This window comes from Cellulomonas sp. GbtcB1 (assembly GCF_019091725.1).
Taxonomy (GTDB): Bacteria; Actinomycetota; Actinomycetes; order Actinomycetales; family Cellulomonadaceae; genus Cellulomonas.
Window position 1 is genome coordinate 55,109 of sequence record NZ_JAGXJG010000013.1, and the last position, 22,610, is coordinate 77,718.

Here is a 22,610-nt window from a genome sequence, read left to right on the forward strand (position 1 = left end):
GTGCGCGTACAATCGATCGGCGCTCGACGTCGTCGCGCCCCTCATCTCCCCACTTCCTCGCGGAAACGAGTCCTGACATGACTGTGCCCACCTCGCCCACGGGCACGCGCGTGCGCGGCGACCTGCGCAACGTCGCGATCGTCGCGCACGTCGACCACGGCAAGACCACGCTGGTCGACGCGATGCTCCACCAGTCCGGCGCCTTCGGTGCGCACGCCCACGTGGACGAGCGCGCGATGGACTCGGGCGACCTCGAGCGCGAGAAGGGCATCACCATCCTCGCGAAGAACACCGCGGTCCGGTACGCCGGCCCCGCGGCGGCCGCGGCGGGCGAGCCCGGTGGCATCACGATCAACGTGATCGACACCCCGGGCCACGCCGACTTCGGCGGCGAGGTCGAGCGCGGCCTGTCGATGGTCGACGGCGTCGTGCTGCTCGTCGACGCGTCCGAGGGCCCGCTGCCCCAGACCCGGTTCGTGCTGCGCAAGGCGCTGGCCGCGAAGCTCCCGGTCATCCTGGTCGTCAACAAGGTCGACCGCCCCGACTCCCGGATCACCGAGGTCGTCGCCGAGGCGACCGACCTGCTGCTGGGCCTGGCGTCCGACCTGCACGACGAGGTCGAGGACCTGGACCTCGACGCGATCCTCGACGTCCCGGTCGTGTACGCCGCCGCCAAGGCCGGGCGCGCCTCGCTGACCCAGCCCGCCGACGGCGGCCTGCCGGACTCGGAGAACCTGGAGCCGCTGTTCCAGACGATCCTCGAGAAGATCCCGGCGCCGACCTACACCGAGGGCGCGCCGCTGCAGGCGCACGTCACCAACCTCGACGCCTCGCCGTTCCTCGGCCGGCTCGCGCTGCTCCGCATCTTCAACGGCGAGCTCACCAAGGGCCAGACCGTGGCCTGGGCGCGGCACGACGGCACGATGCAGAACGTCCGCATCACCGAGCTGCTCGAGACCAAGGCGCTCGACCGCGTCCCGACCGAGAAGGCCGGCCCCGGCGACATCGTCGCGGTCGCGGGCATCGCCGACATCACCATCGGCGAGACCCTGACCGACCCCGACGACCCGCGTCCGCTGCCGCTCATCACGGTCGACGACCCGGCGATCTCGATGACCATCGGCATCAACACCTCGCCGCTGGCCGGCAAGGGCGGCAAGGGCCACAAGGTCACCGCCCGCCAGGTCAAGGACCGCCTCGACTCGGAGCTCATCGGCAACGTGTCGCTCCGCGTCGTCCCGACCGACCGCCCCGACGCCTGGGAGGTCCAGGGCCGCGGCGAGCTCGCCCTGGCGATCCTCGTCGAGCAGATGCGCCGCGAGGGCTTCGAGCTCACCGTCGGCAAGCCCCAGGTCGTCACCAAGAAGATCGACGGCAAGGTGCACGAGCCGGTCGAGCGCATGACGATCGACGTGCCCGAGGAGTACCTGGGCGCCGTCACGCAGCTGCTCGCGCAGCGCAAGGGCCGCATGGAGACGATGTCGAACCACGGCACCGGCTGGGTCCGCATGGAGTTCCTGGTCCCGTCGCGCGGCCTCATCGGCTTCCGCACCCGGTTCCTCACCGACACCCGCGGCACCGGCATCGCGTCGTCGATCGCCGAGGGCTACGAGCCGTGGGCCGGCCCGATCGAGACCCGGGTCGCCGGCTCGCTGGTCGCCGACCGCGCGGGCGTCGTGACCCCGTTCGCGATGATCAACCTGCAGGAGCGCGGGTCGTTCTTCGTCGACCCGACGCAGGAGGTCTACGAGGGCATGATCGTCGGCGAGAACTCCCGCGCCGAGGACATGGACGTCAACATCACCAAGGAGAAGAAGCTCACCAACATGCGCTCCTCCACGGCCGACAACTTCGAGAACCTGGTGCCGCCGCGGCACCTGACCCTCGAGGAGTCGCTGGAGTTCGCCCGCGAGGACGAGTGCGTCGAGGTGACCCCCGAGGTCGTCCGCATCCGCAAGGTGATCCTGGACCAGACGGAGCGCGCCCGGGCCGTGGCCCGCACCAAGCGCGCCTGACACCCGCGCGCATGACCGGCACCGCGAGCACGCCGACCCGCACGGGTGGCGTGCTCGCGGTGCACGCGCACCCGGACGACGAGACGCTGTCGACCGGGGCGCTGCTCGCGACCTGGGCGGCGGCCGGGCTGCCGGCCACCGTGGTCACGTGCACCCGCGGCGAGCGCGGCGAGGTGATCGGCGCCCGGTGGTCGGCCCTGGAGGGCGACGGCGAGGCGCTGGCGCGGCACCGCGAGCGCGAGCTGGCCGCGGCGGTCGCGTCCCTGGGCGCGACCCAGCACTTCCTCGACACCCTCCCGCTCCCTGCGGACCTCGCCGACCTCGCCGACCTCGCCCACCTCGCCGACCCCGCAGACCCCGCCGACCCCGCCGAGCGGGCAGACGACGTCCCCTCCGGGCCCGTCGAGGGGACGTCTACTGCCCGCTCGGCGCACGGGGTGCTGGGTGCGCGGTACGAGGACTCCGGGATGAGCTGGGTCGGGACCGGGCGCGCCGGGGCTGCGGGGGAGGTGCCCGGCGGGGCGCTCGTGGGCGTGCCCCTCGACGTCGCCGCGGGGCGGCTGGCCGGGCTGCTGCGGGAGCGGCGGCCGGACCTGGTCGTGACCTACGAGCCGGGCGGCGGGTACGGGCACCCGGACCACGTGCGGGCGCACGCGATCACGATGCGTGCGGTCGAGCTGGCCGCGGGCGACGGGGCGGCCTCAGGTGGCACCTCGGCCCCGCGCGCCGACGGCTGGGCGCCCGCCGTCGCGTGGGCCGTGGCCCCCGCGGCCGCCCTGCGCGCGGGGTACGCCGCCATCGCCGCTGACCCGACCGCCCGGGCCGTCCTGTCCGCCGCCGCGGACGACCGCCGGGCGACCCGCGAGGGCCCGCTCGAGCTGCCCGACCCGGCGGGCCCGCTGCCGTCGGTCGCGACCGACGCGCCCGGGGACCTCGTCGTCGACGTGCTTCCCGTCCGGGACCGCGTGCTCGCCGCGCTGCGCGCGCACGCCACCCAGGTCCAGGCGGTCACGCCGCTCGACCACCCCGACGCCGTGGCCTGCTACGCCCTGTCGAACCTCGTGCTCGCCCCGGTCCTGCCCCGGGAGTCGTACGCCTGGGCCCCGGGCCGCGCCCCGGCCGCCCCGCTCCCGCTGCCCTGAGCCGCGCGGGGTAGCCTGGCGCGCGTGCAGCCCCTGACGACCCGGATGGTCCTCCGCGCCCTCGGCGCCCTGCTGCTCGGCGTCCTCGTGGGCGCCGTCGGCACCGTCATGCACCGGTCGGTGCGGCCCTGGGGCGTCGTCGTCTGCCTGCTGCTCGTGCTGGCCGCGTCGGTGACGGCGCGCGCCTGGGGCGGCTGGGTGGCGTCGGTCGGGCTGCTGGTCGGGCTGTTCGGCAGCGTCCAGGTGCTGTCCGGGTTCGGGCCGGGCGGCGACGTGCTGGTGCCGGGCGGGGACGCCGCGCTCGGCTGGACCTGGGCGCTCGGCGCGCTCGTGGTCGCGCTGGCCGTGGCCCTGGCGCCGCGCCGCTGGTTCGCGGACGTGCCGCTGCGCCGCGGGCCGAGCACCCCGTGACCGAGGTCGACCCCCTCTACGGCGACGGGTCGGGCGGGGCTGAGGGCGCCACGGCCGCCGACGCCGCGGCCACGGACGCCTTCCGCGCCGCGATGGGCCGGCTGCCGGCGGGCGTCGTGGTCGTGTCCGTGCGCTGGAAGGGCACCGACCACGCGATGACGGCCTCGGCTCTGACGTCGGTCTCGCTCGAGCCGCCGATGCTGCTGCTCTGCGTGCACCAGGACGCGCGGCTGCGCGACGCGCTCGACGAGGTCGGCACGTGGGCGGTGAGCGTGCTCGCGGACGACCAGGCGCCGGTGGCGGACTGGCTCGCCTCGCCCGGGCGCCCCGCCGTGGGGCAGCTGGCGCGGGTGCCGCACGTCGCGGCGCCGCGGTCGGGCGCCGCCTGGGTGCAGGGCGCGGCCGCGTGGTTCGAGTGCCGGACCGCGCAGATCGTGCCGGCGGGGGACCACGACGTGGTGCTGGCGCACGTGCTCGAGTCGCGCGAGGGCGACCCCGCGGCGGGCTCGCTGGTGCACCTGCGCCGCCGGGTGCGCGGGCTGCGCTGACCCGGGGCAGGGTCCCGGCGCAGGCCCGCGGAGCGCCGCCCCCTGGCCCGTCGGGCACCGTTGCGAAGTCGTGACCTCGGAACCCGGCCAAACCGGGCCCACGTCACGGCTCGGGCACGGGTGGCGGCCGTAGAATCGGCGGTCGCGGCGCCCTCGTACCCGGCGTCGCGCACTCGCGAGGGGGAGCTGGATGGCGAAGGGCAGCGCGGAGGGCACCGAGCCCGTCGTGGACGGCGAGGGTCCCGCCGAGTCGTGGTCCCCGCTCGACGAGTTCGAGCCCGAGCGTCCGCGGCGCTGGCTGCGCCCGACGCTGGTCGTCGGCGGGATCGTCGTGGTGCTCGCGGGCGCCTACGTGGGCGCGTCCTTCGCCCTGGCCGACCGCGTCCCGCGCGGCACGACCGTCGCGGGCGTCGAGATCGGCGGCATGACCGCGGCGCGGGCCGAGCAGGCCCTGACCGACGAGCTCGGCGACCTCGCGACCCAGCCGGTGCCGGTGAGCGCGCAGGACATGTCCGGCACCGTCGACCCGGCCACCGCGGGCCTGACGTTCGACGCCGCGGCGACCGTGGACCGGCTCACCGGCGCGGACCTGCGACCCCAGCGGCTGTGGCGGCACGTCGTGGGCGGCGGCGCCGAGGCGCCCGTGACGGTCGTCGACGAGGGGGCGCTCGACGCCGCGGTCGAGCAGCTGTCCGGCTCGCTCACCCTCGCCCCCGTCGACGGCTCGATCGCGTTCGCGGACGGCGAGGCGCACGCGGTGGCCGCCGAGGACGGCTGGGCCCTGGACGACGACGCCGTGCGTAGCACGCTGGTCGACACCTGGCTGACCGCGGCCCGCCCGCTCGAGCTCGCCACCGAGGTGGTCGCCCCCACGATCACCCAGGAGGCGACCGACGAGGCCCTGCAGGAGGTGGCGTCGCGGGTCGTGGCGGCCCCCGTCGCCGTCCAGGTCGCGGGCAAGACCGTCGAGCTGCCCGTCGACGTGCTCGCGGCGACGGCGTCGATGGTGCCGCAGGACGACGAGCTGGTGCTCCAGATGGACGGCGCCGCCCTGTCCGAGGCGGTGCTCGCCCGCTCGACGGACCTGCTCACCACCGCCTCGGACGCGCGGTTCGAGTTCCAGGACGGCGCCCCGGTGATCGTGCCGGGCACCCCCGGCACCACGCTGGACCCCGCGGCGCTGGCGACGGCCGTGGCGGCGGCGACCCAGGCGGACCAGCGGAACGCGCCGGTCGAGCTCGTCGAGTCCGACCCGGCGCAGACCACCGAGGCGCTGCAGGCCCTCGGCGTGACCACGGTCGTCTCGGAGTTCTCCACCCCGCTGACGTCCGAGCCCCGGCGCACCCAGAACATCGCCGCCGGCGCGGCCGCGATCTCCGGCACGCTGATCCGGCCGGGGGAGACGTTCAGCCTCACCGACGCGCTCGGCCCGATCGACGCCGCCCACGGGTTCACCACCGCGGGCGCGATCGTCAGCGGGGAGCACACGGACGCGTGGGGCGGCGGGCTCTCGCAGCTGTCCACGACCACGTACAACGCGGCGTACTTCGCCGGCATGGAGGACGTGGAGCACAAGCCGCACTCCGAGTGGTTCACCCGGTACCCGGCCGGCCGCGAGGCGACGCTGTTCACCGGCACGCTCGACATGCGGTGGAAGAACACGACGCCCTACGGCGCGCTCGTCCAGGCGTACGTCGCGGACGGCAAGACGTGGGTGAAGATCTGGAGCACCCCGTACTTCGAGGTGACGTCCGAGGCCGGCCCCAAGACGAACGTCGTCCAGCCCACCACGGTGTACTCGCAGTCGGCGACGTGCTCGCCGCAGTCCGCGGGCAACCCGGGCTTCCGGATCACGAACACCCGGACGATCAAGCTCAACGGCGAGGTCGTGGCGGTCGAGCCGTCGACGTGGACGTACAAGGCGCAGAACAAGGTGGTGTGCGGGGCGGACCCGGCCACGGCGGCACCGGCGGGCTGAGCCGCGCCGCCCGCGAGGGCGGGTCGCGCCGCTCAGCGCCGGGGGCGCCGCTCCGGGGCGGGCGGCACGACCTTGCCCAGCGCGATCTCGGCGCCGGGCACCCGGACGTCCCCCGCGCGGCGCGTCCGGACGGTGACGCCGTCGTCGTCGACGGCGAGGAGGTCGCCGAGCACGTCGGTGTAGGGCTGCGGCTCCCCGGCGGGCAGCCGGCGGCGGACGACCACCCGCTGGCCGGTCCGCCAGGCGCGCCAGGGGGCGTCGGCCGGGGCGCCCGTGCCGGGACCCGTGCCGGGGCTCGCGTCGTCGCCGCTCACGTGTGCTCTCCGTCTCCTCGTGCCCTGCTGCGCCGGTCGTGCGCAGGTGAGCGATACTAGGAGCAGCCAGCCCGAGCCGACCCGGACCGCGCCCGACCGCCGAGGCCGGGGCGTGTGGAGGACACCGTGACGTATGTGATCGCCCAGCCCTGCGTGGACGTCAAGGACAAGGCGTGCATCGAGGAGTGCCCGGTCGACTGCATCTACGAGGGCAAGCGCTCGCTGTACATCCACCCCGACGAGTGCGTGGACTGCGGCGCCTGCGAGCCGGTCTGCCCCGTCGAGGCCATCTACTACGAGGACGACGTCCCCGAGCAGTGGAGCGAGTACTACAAGGCGAACGTCGAGTTCTTCGACGACCTGGGCTCGCCCGGCGGCGCCGCCAAGATGGGCGTCATCGAGAAGGACCACCCCGTCATCGCGACGCTGCCGCTCCAGGTGCACGGCGAGTAGGCGCGTGGGCCTGCACACCGGCGCGCTGCCGGACTTCCCCTGGGACACCCTGACGGCGTACGGCGACCGGGCGCGCGCGCACCCGGACGGCATCGTCGACCTGTCCGTGGGCACGCCGGTGGACCCGACGCCCGAGGTGGTGCGGCGCGCGCTGGCCGACGCGTCCGACGCGCCGGGCTACCCGCAGACCTGGGGCACCCCCGCGCTGCGCGACGCCGTCGTCGCCTGGTACGCCCGCCGCCGCGGCGTCCCGGGGCTGGACCCGGCGGGCGTGCTGCCGACCGTCGGCTCCAAGGAGCTCGTCGCCCTGCTGCCCGCGCTGCTGCGCCTCGGCGAGGGCGACCTCGTCGTGCACCCGTCCGCGGCCTACCCGACGTACGACGTGGGCGCGCGCCTGGCCGGCGCGGAGCCGGTCGCGACCGACGACCCGGCGGCGCTGCTCGCGGGTCCGGACGGCGACCGGGTGCGCCTGGTCTGGCTGAACTCGCCGGGCAACCCGGACGGCCGGGTGCTGGGCGTGGACGAGCTGCGCGCGGTGGTCGAGGCCGCCCGCGCCGCGGCCGCGCGCACCGGCCGGCCCGTCGTCGTGGCGTCGGACGAGTGCTACGCCGAGCTGGCCTGGGACGAGCCCTGGGCGACCGTGGGCGTGCCGAGCGTGCTGGACCCGTGGGTCACCGGCGGCGACGTGTCGGGTCTGCTGGCGCTGTACTCGCTGTCCAAGCAGTCGAACCTGGCGGGCTACCGCGCGGCGTTCGCCGCGGGCGACCCGGCGCTGGTCGCCGACCTGCTCGCCACCCGCAAGCACGTCGGCATGATCGTGCCGGCCCCGGTGCAGGCGGCGATGACCGTCGCGCTCGGCGACGACGCGCACGTGGCCGAGCAGCGCGAGCGGTACCGCGCCCGGCGCTCGGCGCTGCTCGGCGCCCTCGTGGGCGCGGGCCTCGTCGTCGACCGGTCCGCGGCGGGCCTCTACCTGTGGGCGCGGCCGGCCGCGGGCGACGACGACTGCTGGGCCACCGTCGGCCGGCTGGCGGAGCACGGCGTCCTGGTCGCGCCCGGCTCGTTCTACGGCGCCCCCCGGCACGTGCGGGTGGCGCTGACCGGGACGGACGAGCGGATCGCGGCGGCGGTCGAGCGGCTGGCGGCGGTCGCGGCGCGCTGAGGGCGCGCGGTCCGGTGCGGGCGGTTCCTGCCCTGCGACCGACCGTGTGACCCTCGTCACAGCGCCTCGCGCTGCTCCCGGGATGGTTCCGCCCGCGGACGGCACGTAGCCTCGACGCAGGCCGAGCCACCCCCGTGGCGCGCGCCCGCACCGCAGCGGCCGCCGGCGACCTGACCTGCACGACCTCGCGGACCGGACCGAGGTCCGAAGCCCCGCACACCGCCCGAGGAGGAGCGCCATGTCCGACGTCACCACCGAGCCTGTCCAGCTGGTCGTCGACGGCACCCCGCACGACCTGCCGGTGGTGCGCGCGACCGAGGGCAACGACGGCGTCGTCGTGTCGTCGCTGCTGCGCGAGACCGGCCTCGTCACCGTCGACCCCGGCTTCATGAACACCGCGTCCTGCGAGTCGCAGATCACCTACATCGACGGCGACGCCGGCATCCTGCGGTACCGCGGCTACCCGATCGACCAGCTCGCGGAGCGGTCGTCGTTCCTCGAGGTCGCCTACCTGCTCATCAACGGCGAGCTGCCGACGACGGACCAGCTCGAGGCGTTCGTCGAGCGGATCAACCGGCACACGTTCGTGCACGAGAACTTCCGGACGTTCATGGGCACGTTCCCGTCCGGCGCGCACCCGATGGCGGTGATGTCGTCGGCGATCAACGCGCTGCCGACCTTCTACCCGGAGTCGCTCGACCCGTTCGACCCGGCGACCGTCGAGCTCGCGACCGTGCTCATCCTCGCGAAGACCCGGACGATCACCTCGTACCTGCACCGCACCTCCCGCGGCGAGCCGCTGCTGTACCCGGACTACTCGCGCGGGTACATCGAGGACTTCCTGCGGATGACGTTCGCCGTCCCGTACCAGCAGTACGACGTCGACCCCACGGTGGTGCGCGCGCTCGACAAGCTGCTCATCCTGCACGCCGACCACGAGCAGAACTGCTCGACCTCGACGGTCCGCATCGTCGGGTCGAGCCACGCGAACCTGTACGCCTCGGTCGCGGCGGGCATCAACGCCCTGTCCGGCCCGCTGCACGGCGGCGCCAACGAGGCCGTGCTCAAGATGCTCGCCGAGATCCAGGCGAATGGCGGCGACGCCACCGAGTTCATGTGCCGGGTGAAGAACAAGGAGCAGGGCGTCCGGCTCATGGGCTTCGGGCACCGGGTCTACAAGAACTACGACCCGCGCGCCGCCATCGTGAAGGAGAGCGCCGACGCCGTCCTCGCCGCGCTGGGCAAGGACAACGAGCTGCTGGACATCGCGCGCACCCTCGAGGAGATCGCGCTGTCCGACGACTACTTCATCTCGCGCAAGCTCTACCCGAACGTCGACTTCTACACGGGCCTGATCTACAAGGCCATGGGCTTCGACGAGCGGATGTTCACGCCGCTGTTCGCGCTCGGCCGGATGCCCGGCTGGATCGCGCAGTGGCGGGAGATGATGACCGACCCGCAGACCAAGATCGGCCGGCCGCGCCAGGTGTACTCGGGCTCCCCGGAGCGGACCTTCGTCCCGGTCGAGGAGCGCTGACGGGAGTACCACCCGGACGGGCGAGCGCTTCCCCCGGATCGAGCCGGACGAACCGGTCAGAACCCGACGAGCCGGACCGATCCGGGGGGCATGTCGCCCACTGAGGCCGCGCACCGTCGCGGCAGCGGCCGGCGGTCAGGACCCGTGCGGGGGCGACGCGGGGTGCGGCCGACCGGTGTCGAGCGGGCCTTCGGGCCCGAGGAGATCATCGTCTCCAAGACCGACCCCAAGGGGGTCGTCACCTACGCGAACGACGTGTTCGTGCGCGTGAGCGGGTACGCCGAGGACGAGATCGTCGGCGCCCCGCACAACCTCATCCGGCACCCGGCGATGCCGCGCGCGGTGTTCCGGCTCATGTGGGACGCCATCCCCACGGGCCAGGAGCTGTTCGCGTACGTGCTGAACCTGGCGGCGGACGGCGGGCACTACTGGGTGCTGGCGCACGTCACCGCGTCGCGCGGCCCCGGCGGGCGGGTGGTCGGGTACCACTCCAACCGCCGGTGGGTGCCGCCGACCACGCAGCGCACCGTCGGCGACCTGTACGCCCGGATCCGGGCCGCGGAGGACGCCCAGACGGGGACGCCCGCCGCGCTCGCCGCCGGCGCCGCCGCGCTGGACGCCGCCCTGGCCGACGCCGGGGTCACGTACGACGAGTGGGTGTGGTCGCTGGCCGGCCGCGACGACGCCGACGGGGGTGCCGTGTGAGCGCGACGAAAACCCTGCAGGCGGCGCCCGGCGTGCTGGTCGCACCGGGGGCGCCCTCCGTGCCGGGCGCGCAGGTGCGGCCGGCGGTGCCGCCGGCGACCGCGACCCGGGGACGGCGGTGGTCCCGGTCGTCCCGGAGCACCGGGACGGGCGCCGGGCCCGACGACGGCACGACCGCCGCGCTGGCCGCGATCGCCGCCTTCTGCGAGCGGATCGCGGCCGGCGACCTCGAGGGGCGGCTGCCCGCCCTCGGGGACGACCCCGACGTCCAGCGCGCCCGGGCGTCGCTCAACAGGCTCGCGGACCTCGTCGACGCCTACGTCCGCGAGTCCCAGGCGTCCCTGACCGCCGCGGGCGAGGGCCGGTTCCACCGCCGGTTCCTGCGCCGGGGCATGCCGGGGGCGTTCCGGGAGGGCGCCGCGCGGATCGACGGCGCGCGCGCCGGGCTGGAGAGCGCCGCGGCCCGCACCGCCCGGGACCAGGCCGAGCGCGCCGACCTCGCGGAGCGGATGGTCGCGGTCGCGGAGCGGGTCGCCGGGAGCGCGCAGCGGCTCGCGACCTCGGCCGCGGCGCTGGCGGCCGCGGCCGAGCAGGCCACGGCGGCCGCCCAGGACTCCCGCGCGACGGTCCGCGAGCTCGCCGACACCTCCGGGCAGATCGACGAGGCCGCCGGGCTGGTCAAGGCCATCGCCAGCCGGACCCGGCTGCTCGCGCTCAACGCGACCATCGAGGCCGCGCGCGCGGGGGAGGCCGGGCGTGGGTTCGCGGTCGTGGCCGAGGAGGTCCGGGCGCTCGCCGACGACTCCGCGGGGCGGTCCGACGACATCGCGCGGCAGGTGGCCGAGGCGCAGGCCGTGGCCGAGCAGGCCGGGCGCGCGATCGGCCGGATCGACGAGATCGTCGCGGGCATGTCCGGCCAGGTCGACGCGGTCGCCGCGGCCGCGGGCGGCGGCTCGGCCGCGGGCGCCGAGGCGGAGGGCCTGGCGGAGCTCGCGGAGCGCCTCCGCGAGGAGATCACCGCCTTCGCGTCCCTGCGCTGACCCCCGCCCCGCGCCCACCCCGCCCCCGCGCCCGCACCCGGTCGCCGAGATAGGACCTCCGCGCCGAGATAGGACCGTCCAGGGTCCTATCTCGGCGGACAGGTCCTATCTCGGCGAGAGGGGAGCGAGAGAGGGGGGGCCGAGGGTCAGGGCGCCGGGGCCAGGGTGAGCGCGACCGTGCCCTCCGGGACCGCGGCCGCGTCGGCCGCCGCGCCGCCCGCGGTCCAGCCCTCGCCGCCGCGGTCCCACCGGGCGTCGCCGACCTCGACCGCGTCGAGCGCCAGCGGCTCCGCCACGGCCACCGCCCACTGCGCGACCGCCCAGGACGCGCGCGCCGGGTCGCCGCCGGTCGCGGCGGTCAGCCCGGCGACGTCGAGCAGCACGACCGGCCCCGCCGACCCGTCGGCCGCTCCGTCGACGGCCGCGGACACCGCCCCGCCGTAGTCCCGCTGCACCCGCGCCGCCACGGCGTCGACGTCGCCCGGCCCGGCCGCGGGGTCGAGGTCGCAGTCGAGCGCCGCGGGCGTCCAGCCGGTCAGCGCGGAGGCCCACGCGCGGGACCGGCCCTCGTGCTGGGCGTAGGCGTCGGGGAACCCGGAGCGCTGCACCGCCTGGGCGGCCTCGGTCACGGGCAGCTCGGTGTACCCGGGCACGTCGACCAGGCCGTCGTAGAACTTCCCGGTCGAGTACACCGGGTCCATGATCTGCTCGACGGTGCCCCAGCCCTGCGACGGGCGCTGCTGGAACAGGCCGATCGAGTCCCGGTCGCCGTAGTCGATGTTGATCAGCCGGGACTCCTGGAGCGCGGTCGCGAGCCCGATGGTCGCGGCGCGCGCGGGCAGCCCGCGCTGCGCGGCGGTCGCGGCGATCAGGGCGGCGTTGTCGGCCTGATCCGCGGACAGCCCCCACGCCGTGCCGTCGACGGTCGCGGTGCACCGCCGTGACGCCGGGGAGGGCGACGTGCCGCCGAGGGCCCACACGACCGCGCCGACCGCCCCGGCCAGCAGCGCGACCGCGGCCAGCGCCGCGCAGCCGAGCCGCGAGGCCGTGCTGCTGCGGCGGCGGGACACGGCGTCAGTTCGCGTGCAGCGCGGCGTTGAGCGTGATGCCCGTGCCGGTGCGCGCGACCGCCTCGACGCCGCCGGTGAGCGAGTTGCGCCGGAACAGCACGCCGTCCGAGCCGGAGAGCTCGCGGGCCTTGACGACGCGCGGAGCGCCGTCCTCGCCGACCTGGCCGACGAGGGTCACCTTGGTGCCGGCCGTCAGGTACAGGCCCGCCTCGACGACGCAGTCGTCGCCGAGCGAGACGCCGAGGCCGGCGTTCGCGCCGAGCAGGGAGCGCTCGCCGATCGACACCCGCTCGCGGCCGCCGCCCGAGAGCGTCCCCATGATGGACGCGCCGCCGCCGATGTCGCTGCCCTCGCCGACGACGACGCCCTGCGAGATGCGGCCCTCGACCATCGACGTGCCGAGCGTGCCCGCGTTGAAGTTCACGAAGCCCTCGTGCATGACGGTGGTGCCGGACGCGAGGTGCGCGCCGAGCCGGACCCGGTCGGCGTCGGCGACCCGCACGCCCGACGGGAGGACGTAGTCGACCATGCGCGGGAACTTGTCGACCCCGAGCACGGTGACGGGGCGGCCCGTGGCGGCGCGCAGCCGGGCGCGGGTCAGCTCGAACCCGTCGACGGCGCACGGGCCGTGGTCGGTCCACACGACGTTCGGCAGCACCGCGAAGATGCCGTCCAGGTTGAGCGTGTTCGGCGCCGCGAGCCGGTGGGACAGCAGGTGCAGCCGCAGGTACCCGTCGGCGGTGTCGACGGGCTCGGCGTCGAGGTCGACCACGGTCAGCACGGTCTCGGTCCGGACCGCGCGGGCCGCGTCCACGGCGACCAGGGCCGCGAGCTCCTCGGGGCACTCCGCGGCGGCGGGCACGTCGCCCAGCGCGGGCTGCGGGTACCAGGCGTCCAGCACGGTTCCGGAGTCGGTGACGGTGGCCAGGCCCCATGCCCAGGCGGTGCGGTCGGTCATGGCGTCCAGCCTAGGGGCCGTCGGCGAGGGGGTGGTCGTCCGCGGGTAGGGTCGCGGGCGTGACGACGACCACCCCGCTGGACCTGACCGCCGACCTCACGACGCTCACCGCCGCGGTCTGCGACCTCGCCTCCGTGAGCGGCGCCGAGGCGGCGCTGGCCGACGCGGTCGAGGCCGCGCTGCGCGGGTACCCGCACCTCGAGGTGCTGCGCGACGGGGACGCGGTGGTCGCGCGCACGCACCTCGGCCGGGCGTCCCGGGTCGTGGTCGCCGGGCACATCGACACCGTGCCCGTCACCACGGACCCCGCCAACCTGCCGACCCGGCTCGAGGGCGCGGGCGCCGACGCGGTGCTGTGGGGCCGCGGCACGGTCGACATGAAGGGCGGCGTCGCGGTCCAGCTGGCGCTCGCCGCCGCGCTGACCGAGCCGACCCGCGACGTCACCTGGGTGTTCTACGACCACGAGGAGGTCGAGGCCTCGCTCAACGGCCTGGGCCGGATCGCGCGCGAGCACCCGGACTGGCTGGCGGCCGACTTCGCCGTGCTGTGCGAGCCGACCGACGCGGGCCTGGAGGGCGGCTGCAACGGCACGCTGCGCGCCGAGGTCCGGGTGCCGGGCGTGGCGGCGCACTCGGCGCGGGCCTGGACCGGCGTCAACGCGATCCACGGGGCCGCCCCGGTCCTCGCGGCGCTCGCGGCGTACGAGCCCGCGTCCGTCGAGGTCGACGGCCTGGTGTACCGCGAGGGGCTCAACGCGGTGCTGATCAGCGGCGGCGTCGCGACCAACGTCGTCCCGGACCGTTGCGTCGTCACGGTGAACTACCGGTTCGCCCCGTCCCGCTCCGTCGACGAGGCGGAGGCGCACGTGCGCGACCTGTTCGACGGCTACGAGGTCGTCGTCACCGACTCGGCCGCCGGCGCCCGCCCCGGGCTGGACGACCCCGCCGCGGCGGAGTTCGCCGCCGCGGTGCTCGGCGTCACCGGCGGGGCGCCCGCGCCCAAGTACGGCTGGACGGACGTCGCGCGGTTCTCCGCGCTCGGCGTGCCCGCCGTGAACTTCGGACCGGGCGACCCGCTGCTCGCGCACAAGGACGACGAGCGGCTGCCGGTCGCGCAGCTGGACCTCTGCCACGACGCGCTCCGGGCCTGGCTGACGGCCTGACCCGACCCGTCACGCGGGGTTCACCCGGGCGCCGCCGGGGGTGCCGGTGCGTACAGGGCCGCGGACCGTAGAGTCGGGGCCATGAGCGACGACGGCGTTCCCGTGCCGGGTTCGGGCTACCGCAAGGGCCCCGTGCTGCTGCGGCGCGGGCAGATCCCCACCACCACGTCCGACCAGCGGCTGCTGTCCGGCGGCGACGGTGCCGACTGGCTGCACGGCGACCCGTGGCGCGTGATGCGGATCCAGAGCGAGTTCGTCGAGGGCTTCGGCGCGCTGGCCGAGCTCGGCCCGGCGGTCAGCGTGTTCGGCTCCGCCCGGACGCTGCCCGAGCACCCGGACTTCGCGCTCGGCGAGGAGGTCGGCCGGCTGCTGGCCGAGGCCGGCTACGCGGTCATCACCGGCGGCGGCCCCGGGATCATGTCGGCCGCGAACAAGGGCGCGTCCGAGGCGGGCGGCCTGTCGGTCGGACTCGGCATCGAGCTGCCGTTCGAGCAGGGCATGAACCCGTGGGTCGACCTCGGGGTCAACTTCCGGTACTTCTTCGCCCGCAAGACGATGTTCGTGAAGTACGCCGAGGGCTTCATCGTGCTCCCGGGCGGCTTCGGCACCTTCGACGAGCTGTTCGAGGCGCTGACCCTGGTGCAGACGCACAAGGTCACCGAGTTCCCGATCGTCCTGGTCGGCACCGACTACTGGCAGGGACTGCTCGACTGGCTGCGCGGCCCGGTGCTGGAGCGCGGCATGATCCGCGAGGCCGACCTGGAGCTGATCCGGCTGGTGGACGACCCGCGGGAGGCCGTGCGCATCGTGCGCGACCGCGGGGCCGAGCTGCGCGCCGCCGAGCGCGCGGCAGCCGCCGCGGCCGAGCGCGCGCAGGAGGAGGCCGAGGCGGAGGTGGCGGACGAGGCGGAGGACGCCGCGGGTGGGCGCTGAGCCCGCCGAGCCCGCGGGCGTCCCGGCGCCGGGCGCGCCGCTGCTGCTGCGCGGCCGCTGGTTCGGCCCCGGCCGCCCGGTCGTCATGGCGGTGGTGAACCGCACCCCCGACTCGTTCTACGCCGCCGCCCGGTACGACGACGCCGGCGCCGACGCGGCGGTCGCCCGGGCCGAGGAGGAGGGCGCCGACCTGGTCGACCTGGGCGGCGTCCGCGCGGGCCGGGGACCCGCCGTCGACGTCGCCGAGGAGATCGCGCGGGTCGTCCCGCTGGTCGAGCGCGTCCGCGGGCGGCACCCGGACCTGCTGGTCAGCGTCGACACCTGGCGGGCCGAGGTCGCGCGCGCCGCCGCGGACGCGGGCGCCGACCTGCTCAACGACACCTGGGCGGGGCACGACCCGGCGCTGGTCGAGGTCGCCGCCGAGCGCGGGCTGGGCGTGGTCTGCTCGCACACCGGCGGGCTGCCCCCGCGGACCGACCCGCTGCGGGTGTCGTACCCGCTGCCCGACGACGCGCCCGCCGGCGCGGACCCGCGGGACGGGGTGCTGCTGGACGTGCTCGCGACGCTGCGGGCGGCGGCCGCGCGCGCGGTCGACCTCGGCGTGCACCCCGCGAGCGTGCTGGTGGACCCGACGCACGACTTCGGCAAGAGCACCTGGCACTCCCTGCACCTGGTCCGGCGCACCGCCGCGCTCACCGCGCTCGGGCACCCGGTGCTCGTCGCCCTGTCCCGCAAGGACTTCGTGGGGGAGACGCTGGACCTGCCGCCCGAGGACCGGCTCGAGGGCACGCTCGCGGCGACATCGCTGGCCGCGTGGCTCGGCGCCCGGGTGTTCCGCGCGCACGACGTCCGGGCGACCCGGCGGACGGTCGACATGGTGGCGGCCCTCCGCGGCGACGCGCCCCCGGCGCGGGCCGTGCGGGGCCTGGCGTGACGGCGGGTCCGGGGAGCGCGGCCGCCCAGGACGCCGCCCCGGCGCGCCGCGCCCTCGACCCCCGCACCTGGCCGTGGTGGGCGCAGGCGCTCGCGGTGTACGCCGCGGCCCGCGCCTTCTCGGCCGTCGTCCTGCTGGTCGTCGCCACCCGGCAGGTGGCCAGCGGCTGGACCGGCGCGTCCCCGGGGTACGCCGACTACACGGGCCTCATGTGGGACGCGACCTGGTACCGGACGATCGCGGAGGGCGGCTACCCGGCGCAGCTGCCGGTCGGGGCCGACGGGGTGGTGCAGCAGAACGCCTGGGCGTTCTTCCCGCTGTACCCGTTCCTGGTGCGCGCGCTGATGTCCGTCACCGGCGGCTCGTGGGCGGTGGTCGCCCCGACCGTCTCGCTGCTGGCCGGCGCCGGCGCCGTGCTGCTCGTGCACCGCGTGGTCGTCCGCGGGGCGCCCCGCGCCGTGGCCGCGCGACCGGGGCTGCCGCTCGCGACGGTGCTGCTGGTGAGCGTGTTCCCCACGTCCGTCGTGCTGCAGGTCGGGTACACGGAGTCGCTCGCGCTGCTGCTGGTCGCCGCGTCGCTGCTCGCGATCGTCACCCGGCGGTACGGCTGGGCGTGCGCCGCGGTGCTCGCGCTCGGGTTCACCCGCGCGGTCGCGCTGCCGATGGCGGTGGTCGTCGCCGTGCACGCGTTCGTGCGGTGGCGGGAGTGGCGTGCCGCCGGCGAGCGCCCGCGCGGCCGGGACCTGGCCGGGATCGGCGCGGTCGGGCTCGCCGCGGTGGTGTCCGGGTTCGCGTGGCTCGCGATCTGCGGCTGGGTCACGGGCGTGCCCGACGCCTACCTGCAGACCCAGGAGGCCTGGCGCGGCGCGGCCACCACCGCGCCGTTCGCGGGCTGGTCCTACGTGCCGGCGTTCTGGTTCGGCGACGCGTGGCCGCTGGTGGTGCTCGCCGCGGGGGTGTTCGTGGTTGCGTGCCTGGTCACGCCCTCGGCGTGGCGGCTGGGTCGCGAGCTGCACGCCTGGTCGGCGGCCTACCTGCTCTACCTCGCCGCCGCCGTGGAGCCGGGCAGCAGCCTGGCGCGGTTCCTGCTGCTGGCGTTCCCGCTCGGCGCCGCGACCGCGGGGCTCGTCACCCGCCCACGGGCGGCGCGGTGGGCGTGGACCGGCGCGGTGGTGGCGCTCATGCTCGTGCTCCAGGTGGTCTGGGTGTGGCACATCTGGCGGTTCGTGCCGCCGGCCGGCTGGCCGCCGTGACGGCCGGCGGACCGCGCCCGGCGGCCGCCGCAGGGGCCTGACGAGGGGGTTGGCGCACCCGCCGCGCGTCGACGGCCCCGCCTTGTCGCCCCGGTGAACTAGACTGAGGCCTGGACATCCGGGAGCCGGAGGCCCGCTCCTGCCCGTCCCGCCCCCCGCGGACGCGGACGGACCGGGCGCCCGGACGCCCAGCTGACGACGCGAAGGAGAGCCCCGCATGGCCGCGATGAAGCCGAGGACTGGTGACGGTCCGCTCGAGGTGACCAAGGAGGGCCGCGGCATCGTCATGCGGGTCCCGCTCGAGGGCGGTGGCCGACTCGTCGTCGAGCTCAACGCGACCGAGGCGCAGGAGCTGGGCGAGGCCCTGACCTCCGTCGTCTCCTGACCGCGCGGGACCCCCTTCCGACGTGGCTCGCTCCCTGACCCCTCCCGCCGTGCGCATCGGCCGCGCGGTCCCGGCGGTCGGCCTCGCGGCCGGCTCGCTGGCGACCTCGGGGCTGCTGCTCGAGGCCGGCGTCGACGCGGTGGCCGTCCCGGTCGCCCCGGCGGCGCCGGACGACACCGACCTCCAGCCGCGCCGCGGCACCGCCGACGCGGCGGCGCGGTACGGCATCGACCTGGCCGAGCTCGCGGAGCGGGCCGGGCTGACCGGCACCGCCGGCGAGGCGTGGACGCTGCTGCTCCCGCGCCCCGTCGGCAGCGCCACGGGCGACCTGCCCTGGGCCGGCCTGCCCCGGCGGCTGGTGCTGGTCGGCGTCGGCGACGGCACCCCGGACGAGCTCCGGCGTGCCGGGGCCGCGCTGGCCCGCGCCACCCGCGGCCTGCGCCGGGTGCTGACCACCGTCGCCACCGAGCCCGGCGCCGACGGCCCCCCGGCCGTGCGCGCGTTCGCGGAGGGCTACCTGCTCGCCGCCTACCGCGTGCAGCGGATCGGCGCGCCCGCGTCCCCGAAGGAGGCGCCGGCGGAGGAGCTCGTCGTCGTCGGCCGCGAGGGCGTCCGCGTGCAGGCCGCGCTCGACGAGGCCGTGCGCGGCGCGACGGCCACCTGGCTGGTGCGCGACCTCGCCAACACCCCGTCGAGCACCAAGGACCCGGCCTGGGTGGCCGACCGCGCGTCCGAGCTGGCCCGCGCCGCGGGCCTGCGGGTCGAGGTCCTCGGCCCGCGCGAGCTCGAGACGCAGGGCTTCGGCGGCATCCTCGCCGTCGGCCGCGGCTCGGCGTCGACCCCGCGGCTGGTCACCGTCACCTACGACCCGGCCGGGCCGGCGGGCGGCCCCGCGCGCCGCGCGCAGCACGTCGTCGTGGTCGGCAAGGGCATCACCTACGACACGGGCGGCCTGTCCATCAAGCCGCGCGAGGCGATGGTGCCGATGAAGACCGACATGGCCGGCGCCGCGGTGGCGCTGGCGACGGTGCTCGGCGCGGCCGCCGCCGAGCTGCCGCACCGGGTCACCGCGGTGCTGCCGCTCGCGGAGAACCACTTCGGGGCCGCCTCGTACCGGCCGGGCGACGTCCTGCGGATGTGGGGCGGGCGCACGGTCGAGATCGCGAACACCGACGCCGAGGGCCGCCTGGTGCTCGGCGACGCGCTGGCCTGGGCCGACGCGACGCTCGACCCGGACGTGCTCGTGGACGTCGCGACGCTCACCGGCGCGGCGAGCCTGGGCCTCGGCAAGCAGCACGGCGCCCTGTACGCGACCGACGCGCGGCTGACCGCCGCGCTCGAGGCCGCCGGGGCCGAGTCGGGCGAGCCGGTCTGGCCGATGCCGCTGGTCGAGGACTACGCCGACGCCGTGCGCTCCACCGTCGCCGACCTGCGGCACGTCCCGCAGGACGCGAAGTACGGCGGCGGCTCGATCACGGCGGCGCTGTTCCTGCGCGAGTTCGTGGGCGCCCGGACCTGGGCGCACCTCGACATCGCGGGGCCGGCGCGGTCGACGGCCGACAAGCACGAGGTCACCGAGGGCGCGACCGGGTTCGGCGCGCGCCTGCTGCTGCGCTGGCTCGCGGCGCTGCGCTGACCCGGCACGAGACGAGGACGGCCGCCGACCCCGTGGGGTCGGCGGCCGTCGTCGTCCGGGGGCCGGGGGCCGTGGGCCGGTGGCGTCAGCGGCGGACGGCCACGAGCAGGCCGTCGCCCACCGGGAGCATCGCCGGCATGAGCCGGTCGTCCTCGCGGACCAGCCGCCCGGTCTCGCGCACCAGCGTCGTCGCCTCGTCGCGGCGCGCGGGGTCGGCGACCCGGTCGTGCCAGAGCGCGTCGTCGACCGCCAGGACCCCGCCGGGCCGCAGCAGCCGCACGGCGCGCTCGACGTAGGCGGGGTAGCTCTCGATGTCGGCGTCCACGAACACCAGGTCGTACGCGCCGTCGGTCAGCCGCGGCAGCACGTCGAGCGCGCGGCCCGAGATCGTGCGGGTGCGCGCGGCGCGGACGCCCTCCTCGGCAAAGGCCTGCTTGGCCGCGCGCTGGTGCTCCACCTCGACGTCGATGGTGGTGAGCACGCCGTCCGTGGGCATCCCGCGCAGAAGGTGCAGCCCGCTGACCCCCGCGCCGGTCCCGACCTCCACCACCGCCCGTGCCCGCGAGGCCGCGGCGAGCACGGTGAGCGCGGCGCCGGTGCCGGGCTGCACCGGCGTGCAGCCGAGCTCGCCGGCGCGGTCCCGCGCGCGCAGCAGGGTGTCGTCCTCGGGGACGAAGCCCTCGGCGTAGACCCAGCTCGCGGCCTTGTCGGTGGCGATGGTGTCCTCCTGGTCTCCGGGTCGTGCGGGGGAGTCGTGCGCGGCTCGCGCGGCGGCCGGTGCGCGGACGTGCGCGGGCGCTGGCCAGCCTAGTGCGCGGTGCGGGCCGCGGCGGCGCGGCGCCCCGGGCGGCCGGCGGGTGGGCGACGGCGGCCCGCGACGTCACCCGCTCGCGCGGGAACCGGGCGGGACGTGTGCGCGTTGTGCGAGGACAGGGGTGGACCGGGTTCGCACCCGGCCCCGCGTCCTGGGACACTGGGTCCCTGGGACCTCGTGCCGCACCCGCGGCCCCCGACGCAGAAGGACGTGGATGGCGACCTCGTTGCCCGATCCGGACTGGCAGCCCCCGACCTGGGAGGCGATCGTCCGGGAGCACTCCGCGCGCGTGTACCGCCTCGCCTACCGGCTGACCGGCAACCGGCACGACGCCGAGGACCTCACGCAGGAGGTGTTCGTCCGCGTCTTCCGGTCGCTGTCCACGTACACCCCCGGCACGTTCGAGGGCTGGCTGCACCGGATCACGACCAACCTGTTCCTCGACGGGGCCCGCCGCCGCCAGCGCATCCGCATGGACGCGATGGGCGAGGACGGCGACCGCTACCCGGCCACCGACGCCGGGCCCGAGCGCGCCTTCGAGCACGACAACCTCGACGTCGACATCCAGCGCGCCCTCGACGAGCTGCCCCCCGAGTACCGCGCGGCCGTCGTGCTGTGCGACATCGAGGGGCTGTCGTACGAGGAGATCGCGGTGACGCTGGGCATCAAGCTCGGCACCGTGCGCTCGCGCATCCACCGGGCGCGGGCGCGGCTGCGCGTGGCGCTCGAGCACCGCGCGCCGGCCTCCGTGCGCGCCGCCGCGGCCCAGGAGCCCGCGGGCGACCGCTCGTCCGAGGTGACGGCCCCGGCGGGTGCCCGGTGAACGGGCACCTCGGCGACCGGGTCAGCGCCCTCGTCGACGGCCAGCTCGGCCCCGCCGCCGCGGAGCGGGCGCTGGCGCACGTCGCCGGGTGCCCGCGGTGCGCGGCCGACCTCGCCGCGGCGCGGGCCGCCCGGCGGGTGCTCTCCGACTGCGACGACGTCCGCCCCGCCGGCGACCTGACGGCCCGGCTGCTCGCGCTGGGCGGCGCGCCCGTCCCCACGGGCGTGGACGCGGGGGCCCGCGCCGCGGCGCGCCCGATGGACCCGTTCGTCCCGCCGTCGGCCGTGCGCGGCGCCGCGGCCTTCACGGGAGCGCCTCCCACGGCCGGCTCCGGCATCGGGGGGCTGCTCGGCCGCGGCCCGTTCGGCGAGGGCGTCCTGGGCTCGCGCTCGGTCCTGGGCGGCTCCGTCCTGGGCTCGCGGCGCCTGCTCGGCGACCGGCCCGTCGTCGGGAGCGCGCCGGGTGCCACCGCCGCCGCGACCCGCCGCGGCCTGCGCGCCGCCGTCGGCTCGATCACCGGCCTCGGCGTCGTCGCCGTCGGGCTGTTCCTCCTGGGCGACCGCCCGACGGTCGCCCCGGTCACGGAGTCCGCCGAGGCCCTGCAGCTGCTCGGCGACGCGAGCACCGTCGCCGTCCCGGTCGTCGCCGGCGCCGGGGGCGGTTCCACGTCCGGCCCCGCCGCGGGCGCGTCGACGCAGGACTACCTGGACTGGATGCGGGCCGAGGGCTGGACCTGCCCCGAGCAGGTCCCCGACGGCTGGGCCGTGACCGCCGTGCACCTGCGCGACGAGGGCAGCACCCTCGAGGTCGACCTGTCCGGGCCGACCGGGGACGTCGTGGTCACCGAGCAGCACGGCCGGCTCGACGTGTCGGCGCTCACCGCCGCCGAGCCCGTCGACGTCGAGGGCCGCACCGTCTACCTGCTGTCCGCCGAGCCGTGGCACGCCGCCTGGCAGTCGGGGGACACCGTGGTCGAGGTCGTGTCGTCCCGCACCGGGCCGGGCGGCGCCGCCGCCGTGGTCGCGCAGTTCCCCGAGGGCCAGTTCGACGCGGGGCTGAGCGCCCGCCTGACCCGCGGGTGGGACACGTTCGCCGCCGCGGTGCACCTGCCGTGACCGGACCCGACGACCGCGCCGGGGACGGGGCGGGGGACGGGACCGCCGGGCAGCGCGGGACGGGCGAGCGCCCCGGGGCGGCCGACGAGCGCCCCGGGGCGGCCGACGAGCGCCGCGGGGCCGCCGACGAGCGCCCCGGGCCCGCGCCGGTCGACCCGTTCGCGCCGCCGCCGTCCGCCCCGCGTGGCTGGACGCCGCCGCCCGCCTAGGGCGCGCCGTCC

23 protein-coding genes are annotated in these 22,610 nt (G+C 76.7%); 19 read left to right on the forward strand and 4 right to left on the reverse strand.

All coding sequences use genetic code 11. The features are described from left to right. Nucleotides 1–77 precede the first annotated feature (77 nt). The 5 genes from typA to KVT14_RS07055 all read left to right on the forward strand — a co-directional run bounded on the left by typA (nucleotide 78) and on the right by KVT14_RS07055 (nucleotide 6,094). Nucleotides 78–2,015 (forward strand): translational GTPase TypA, encoded by a 1,938-nt coding sequence (typA, locus tag KVT14_RS07035; protein WP_217615001.1) that lies wholly within the window; start codon nucleotides 78–80, stop codon nucleotides 2,013–2,015. A gap of 11 nt (nucleotides 2,016–2,026) precedes the next feature. Next, nucleotides 2,027–3,157, forward strand: coding sequence for a PIG-L family deacetylase (locus KVT14_RS07040; protein WP_217615002.1), 1,131 nt, complete (start codon nucleotides 2,027–2,029; stop codon nucleotides 3,155–3,157). A gap of 24 nt (nucleotides 3,158–3,181) precedes the next feature. Then, a complete protein-coding gene (locus tag KVT14_RS07045) occupies nucleotides 3,182–3,568 on the forward strand; it encodes a hypothetical protein (protein WP_217615003.1) in 387 nt (128 codons plus the stop codon). Further along, nucleotides 3,565–4,116, forward strand: coding sequence for a flavin reductase family protein (locus KVT14_RS07050; protein ID WP_308160936.1), 552 nt, complete (start codon nucleotides 3,565–3,567; stop codon nucleotides 4,114–4,116). The genes KVT14_RS07045 and KVT14_RS07050 overlap by 4 nt, the downstream gene beginning before the upstream one ends. Before the next feature lie 190 nt (nucleotides 4,117–4,306). Next, on the forward strand, nucleotides 4,307–6,094 hold the full coding sequence (locus KVT14_RS07055) for a VanW family protein (RefSeq protein ID WP_217615004.1): 1,788 nt from the start codon (nucleotides 4,307–4,309) through the stop codon (nucleotides 6,092–6,094). Between the two features lie 32 nt (nucleotides 6,095–6,126). On the opposite strand, the gene KVT14_RS07060 is transcribed toward KVT14_RS07055, so the two are convergent. Beyond that, entirely contained in the window at nucleotides 6,127–6,408 is a 282-nt protein-coding gene (locus KVT14_RS07060) for a hypothetical protein (RefSeq protein WP_254630520.1), read from the reverse strand. 126 nt (nucleotides 6,409–6,534) lie between these two features. Between KVT14_RS07060 and fdxA the strand changes: the two genes are divergently transcribed. The 5 genes from fdxA (at nucleotide 6,535) to KVT14_RS23410 (ending at nucleotide 11,305) form a co-directional block, all read left to right on the forward strand. Beyond that, complete coding sequence (fdxA, locus tag KVT14_RS07065) at nucleotides 6,535–6,861, forward strand: ferredoxin (protein ID WP_147795850.1); 327 nt, start codon at nucleotides 6,535–6,537, stop codon at nucleotides 6,859–6,861. A gap of 4 nt (nucleotides 6,862–6,865) precedes the next feature. Further along, entirely contained in the window at nucleotides 6,866–8,023 is a 1,158-nt protein-coding gene (gene dapC, locus KVT14_RS07070) for a succinyldiaminopimelate transaminase (RefSeq protein ID WP_217615005.1), read from the forward strand. Nucleotides 8,024–8,261: 238 nt separating this feature from the next. Beyond that, nucleotides 8,262–9,560 carry a citrate synthase gene (locus tag KVT14_RS07075; protein ID WP_217615006.1) on the forward strand — a complete coding sequence of 433 codons (1,299 nt, stop codon included), beginning with the start codon at nucleotides 8,262–8,264 and terminating at the stop codon, nucleotides 9,558–9,560. Between the two features lie 162 nt (nucleotides 9,561–9,722). After that, nucleotides 9,723–10,265, forward strand: coding sequence for a PAS domain-containing protein (locus KVT14_RS07080; protein ID WP_308160937.1), 543 nt, complete (start codon nucleotides 9,723–9,725; stop codon nucleotides 10,263–10,265). After that, on the forward strand, nucleotides 10,262–11,305 hold the full coding sequence (locus KVT14_RS23410; RefSeq protein WP_217615008.1) for a methyl-accepting chemotaxis protein: 1,044 nt from the start codon (nucleotides 10,262–10,264) through the stop codon (nucleotides 11,303–11,305). The genes KVT14_RS07080 and KVT14_RS23410 overlap by 4 nt, the downstream gene beginning before the upstream one ends. Nucleotides 11,306–11,451: 146 nt before the next feature. Here the strand turns inward: KVT14_RS23410 and KVT14_RS07090 are convergent, their stop codons facing one another. Then, complete coding sequence (locus KVT14_RS07090; protein WP_217615009.1) at nucleotides 11,452–12,375, reverse strand: hypothetical protein; 924 nt, start codon at nucleotides 12,373–12,375, stop codon at nucleotides 11,452–11,454. Nucleotides 12,376–12,379: 4 nt separating this feature from the next. Beyond that, nucleotides 12,380–13,333, reverse strand: coding sequence for a 2,3,4,5-tetrahydropyridine-2,6-dicarboxylate N-succinyltransferase (gene dapD / locus KVT14_RS07095; protein WP_217615010.1), 954 nt, complete (start codon nucleotides 13,331–13,333; stop codon nucleotides 12,380–12,382). Between the two features lie 59 nt (nucleotides 13,334–13,392). Between dapD and dapE the strand changes: the two genes are divergently transcribed. From dapE to KVT14_RS07125, 6 genes are all read left to right on the forward strand, one after another. After that, nucleotides 13,393–14,496 carry a succinyl-diaminopimelate desuccinylase gene (dapE, locus tag KVT14_RS07100; protein ID WP_217615011.1) on the forward strand — a complete coding sequence of 368 codons (1,104 nt, stop codon included), beginning with the start codon at nucleotides 13,393–13,395 and terminating at the stop codon, nucleotides 14,494–14,496. A gap of 81 nt (nucleotides 14,497–14,577) precedes the next feature. After that, on the forward strand, nucleotides 14,578–15,429 hold the full coding sequence (locus KVT14_RS07105) for a TIGR00730 family Rossman fold protein (protein WP_217615012.1): 852 nt from the start codon (nucleotides 14,578–14,580) through the stop codon (nucleotides 15,427–15,429). Further along, on the forward strand, nucleotides 15,419–16,363 hold the full coding sequence (folP, locus tag KVT14_RS07110) for a dihydropteroate synthase (protein WP_217615013.1): 945 nt from the start codon (nucleotides 15,419–15,421) through the stop codon (nucleotides 16,361–16,363). The genes KVT14_RS07105 and folP overlap by 11 nt, the downstream gene beginning before the upstream one ends. After that, a complete protein-coding gene (locus KVT14_RS07115) occupies nucleotides 16,360–17,616 on the forward strand; it encodes a hypothetical protein (protein ID WP_217615014.1) in 1,257 nt (418 codons plus the stop codon). The genes folP and KVT14_RS07115 overlap by 4 nt, the downstream gene beginning before the upstream one ends. 217 nt (nucleotides 17,617–17,833) lie before the next feature. Continuing rightward, nucleotides 17,834–18,001: a DUF3117 domain-containing protein gene (locus tag KVT14_RS07120; protein WP_082812748.1), complete on the forward strand. Its 168-nt coding sequence runs from the start codon at nucleotides 17,834–17,836 to the stop codon at nucleotides 17,999–18,001. A 22-nt stretch (nucleotides 18,002–18,023) separates the two neighbouring features. Then, a complete protein-coding gene (locus tag KVT14_RS07125; RefSeq protein ID WP_308160938.1) occupies nucleotides 18,024–19,637 on the forward strand; it encodes a leucyl aminopeptidase family protein in 1,614 nt (537 codons plus the stop codon). 85 nt (nucleotides 19,638–19,722) lie between these two features. On the opposite strand, the gene KVT14_RS07130 is transcribed toward KVT14_RS07125, so the two are convergent. Beyond that, entirely contained in the window at nucleotides 19,723–20,355 is a 633-nt protein-coding gene (locus KVT14_RS07130) for an O-methyltransferase (protein ID WP_217615026.1), read from the reverse strand. Nucleotides 20,356–20,665: 310 nt separating this feature from the next. Here KVT14_RS07130 and sigE point away from each other — a divergent pair, with 310 nt between their 5' ends. Genes sigE through KVT14_RS07145 form a run of 3 tightly spaced genes read left to right on the forward strand, consistent with a single transcriptional unit; the run spans nucleotide 20,666 to nucleotide 22,598 of the window. Next, nucleotides 20,666–21,274 (forward strand): RNA polymerase sigma factor SigE, encoded by a 609-nt coding sequence (gene sigE / locus KVT14_RS07135; RefSeq protein WP_217615015.1) that lies wholly within the window; start codon nucleotides 20,666–20,668, stop codon nucleotides 21,272–21,274. Next, the gene (locus KVT14_RS07140) at nucleotides 21,271–22,389 is read left to right on the forward strand and encodes a zf-HC2 domain-containing protein (RefSeq protein ID WP_217615016.1); all 1,119 of its coding nucleotides are present in this window, start codon (nucleotides 21,271–21,273) and stop codon (nucleotides 22,387–22,389) included. Before sigE ends, KVT14_RS07140 begins: the two co-directional genes overlap by 4 nt. Beyond that, nucleotides 22,386–22,598 (forward strand): hypothetical protein, encoded by a 213-nt coding sequence (locus KVT14_RS07145; protein ID WP_217615017.1) that lies wholly within the window; start codon nucleotides 22,386–22,388, stop codon nucleotides 22,596–22,598. The genes KVT14_RS07140 and KVT14_RS07145 overlap by 4 nt, the downstream gene beginning before the upstream one ends. Nucleotides 22,599–22,610 lie beyond the last annotated feature (12 nt).

Bases quoted from the DNA above. Each gene is read 5' to 3' on its own strand.
- typA (WP_217615001.1), top strand. From the start codon at position 78: ATGACTGTGCCCACCTCGCCCACGGGCACGCGCGTGCGCGGCGACCTG.
- KVT14_RS07040 (WP_217615002.1), top strand. From the start codon at position 2,027: ATGACCGGCACCGCGAGCACGCCGACCCGCACGGGTGGCGTGCTCGCG.
- KVT14_RS07055 (WP_217615004.1), top strand. From the start codon at position 4,307: ATGGCGAAGGGCAGCGCGGAGGGCACCGAGCCCGTCGTGGACGGCGAG.
- KVT14_RS07075 (WP_217615006.1), top strand. From the start codon at position 8,262: ATGTCCGACGTCACCACCGAGCCTGTCCAGCTGGTCGTCGACGGCACC.
- dapD (WP_217615010.1), bottom strand. From the start codon at position 13,333: ATGACCGACCGCACCGCCTGGGCATGGGGCCTGGCCACCGTCACCGAC.
- KVT14_RS07105 (WP_217615012.1), top strand. From the start codon at position 14,578: ATGAGCGACGACGGCGTTCCCGTGCCGGGTTCGGGCTACCGCAAGGGC.
- KVT14_RS07120 (WP_082812748.1), top strand. From the start codon at position 17,834: ATGGCCGCGATGAAGCCGAGGACTGGTGACGGTCCGCTCGAGGTGACC.
- sigE (WP_217615015.1), top strand. From the start codon at position 20,666: ATGGCGACCTCGTTGCCCGATCCGGACTGGCAGCCCCCGACCTGGGAG.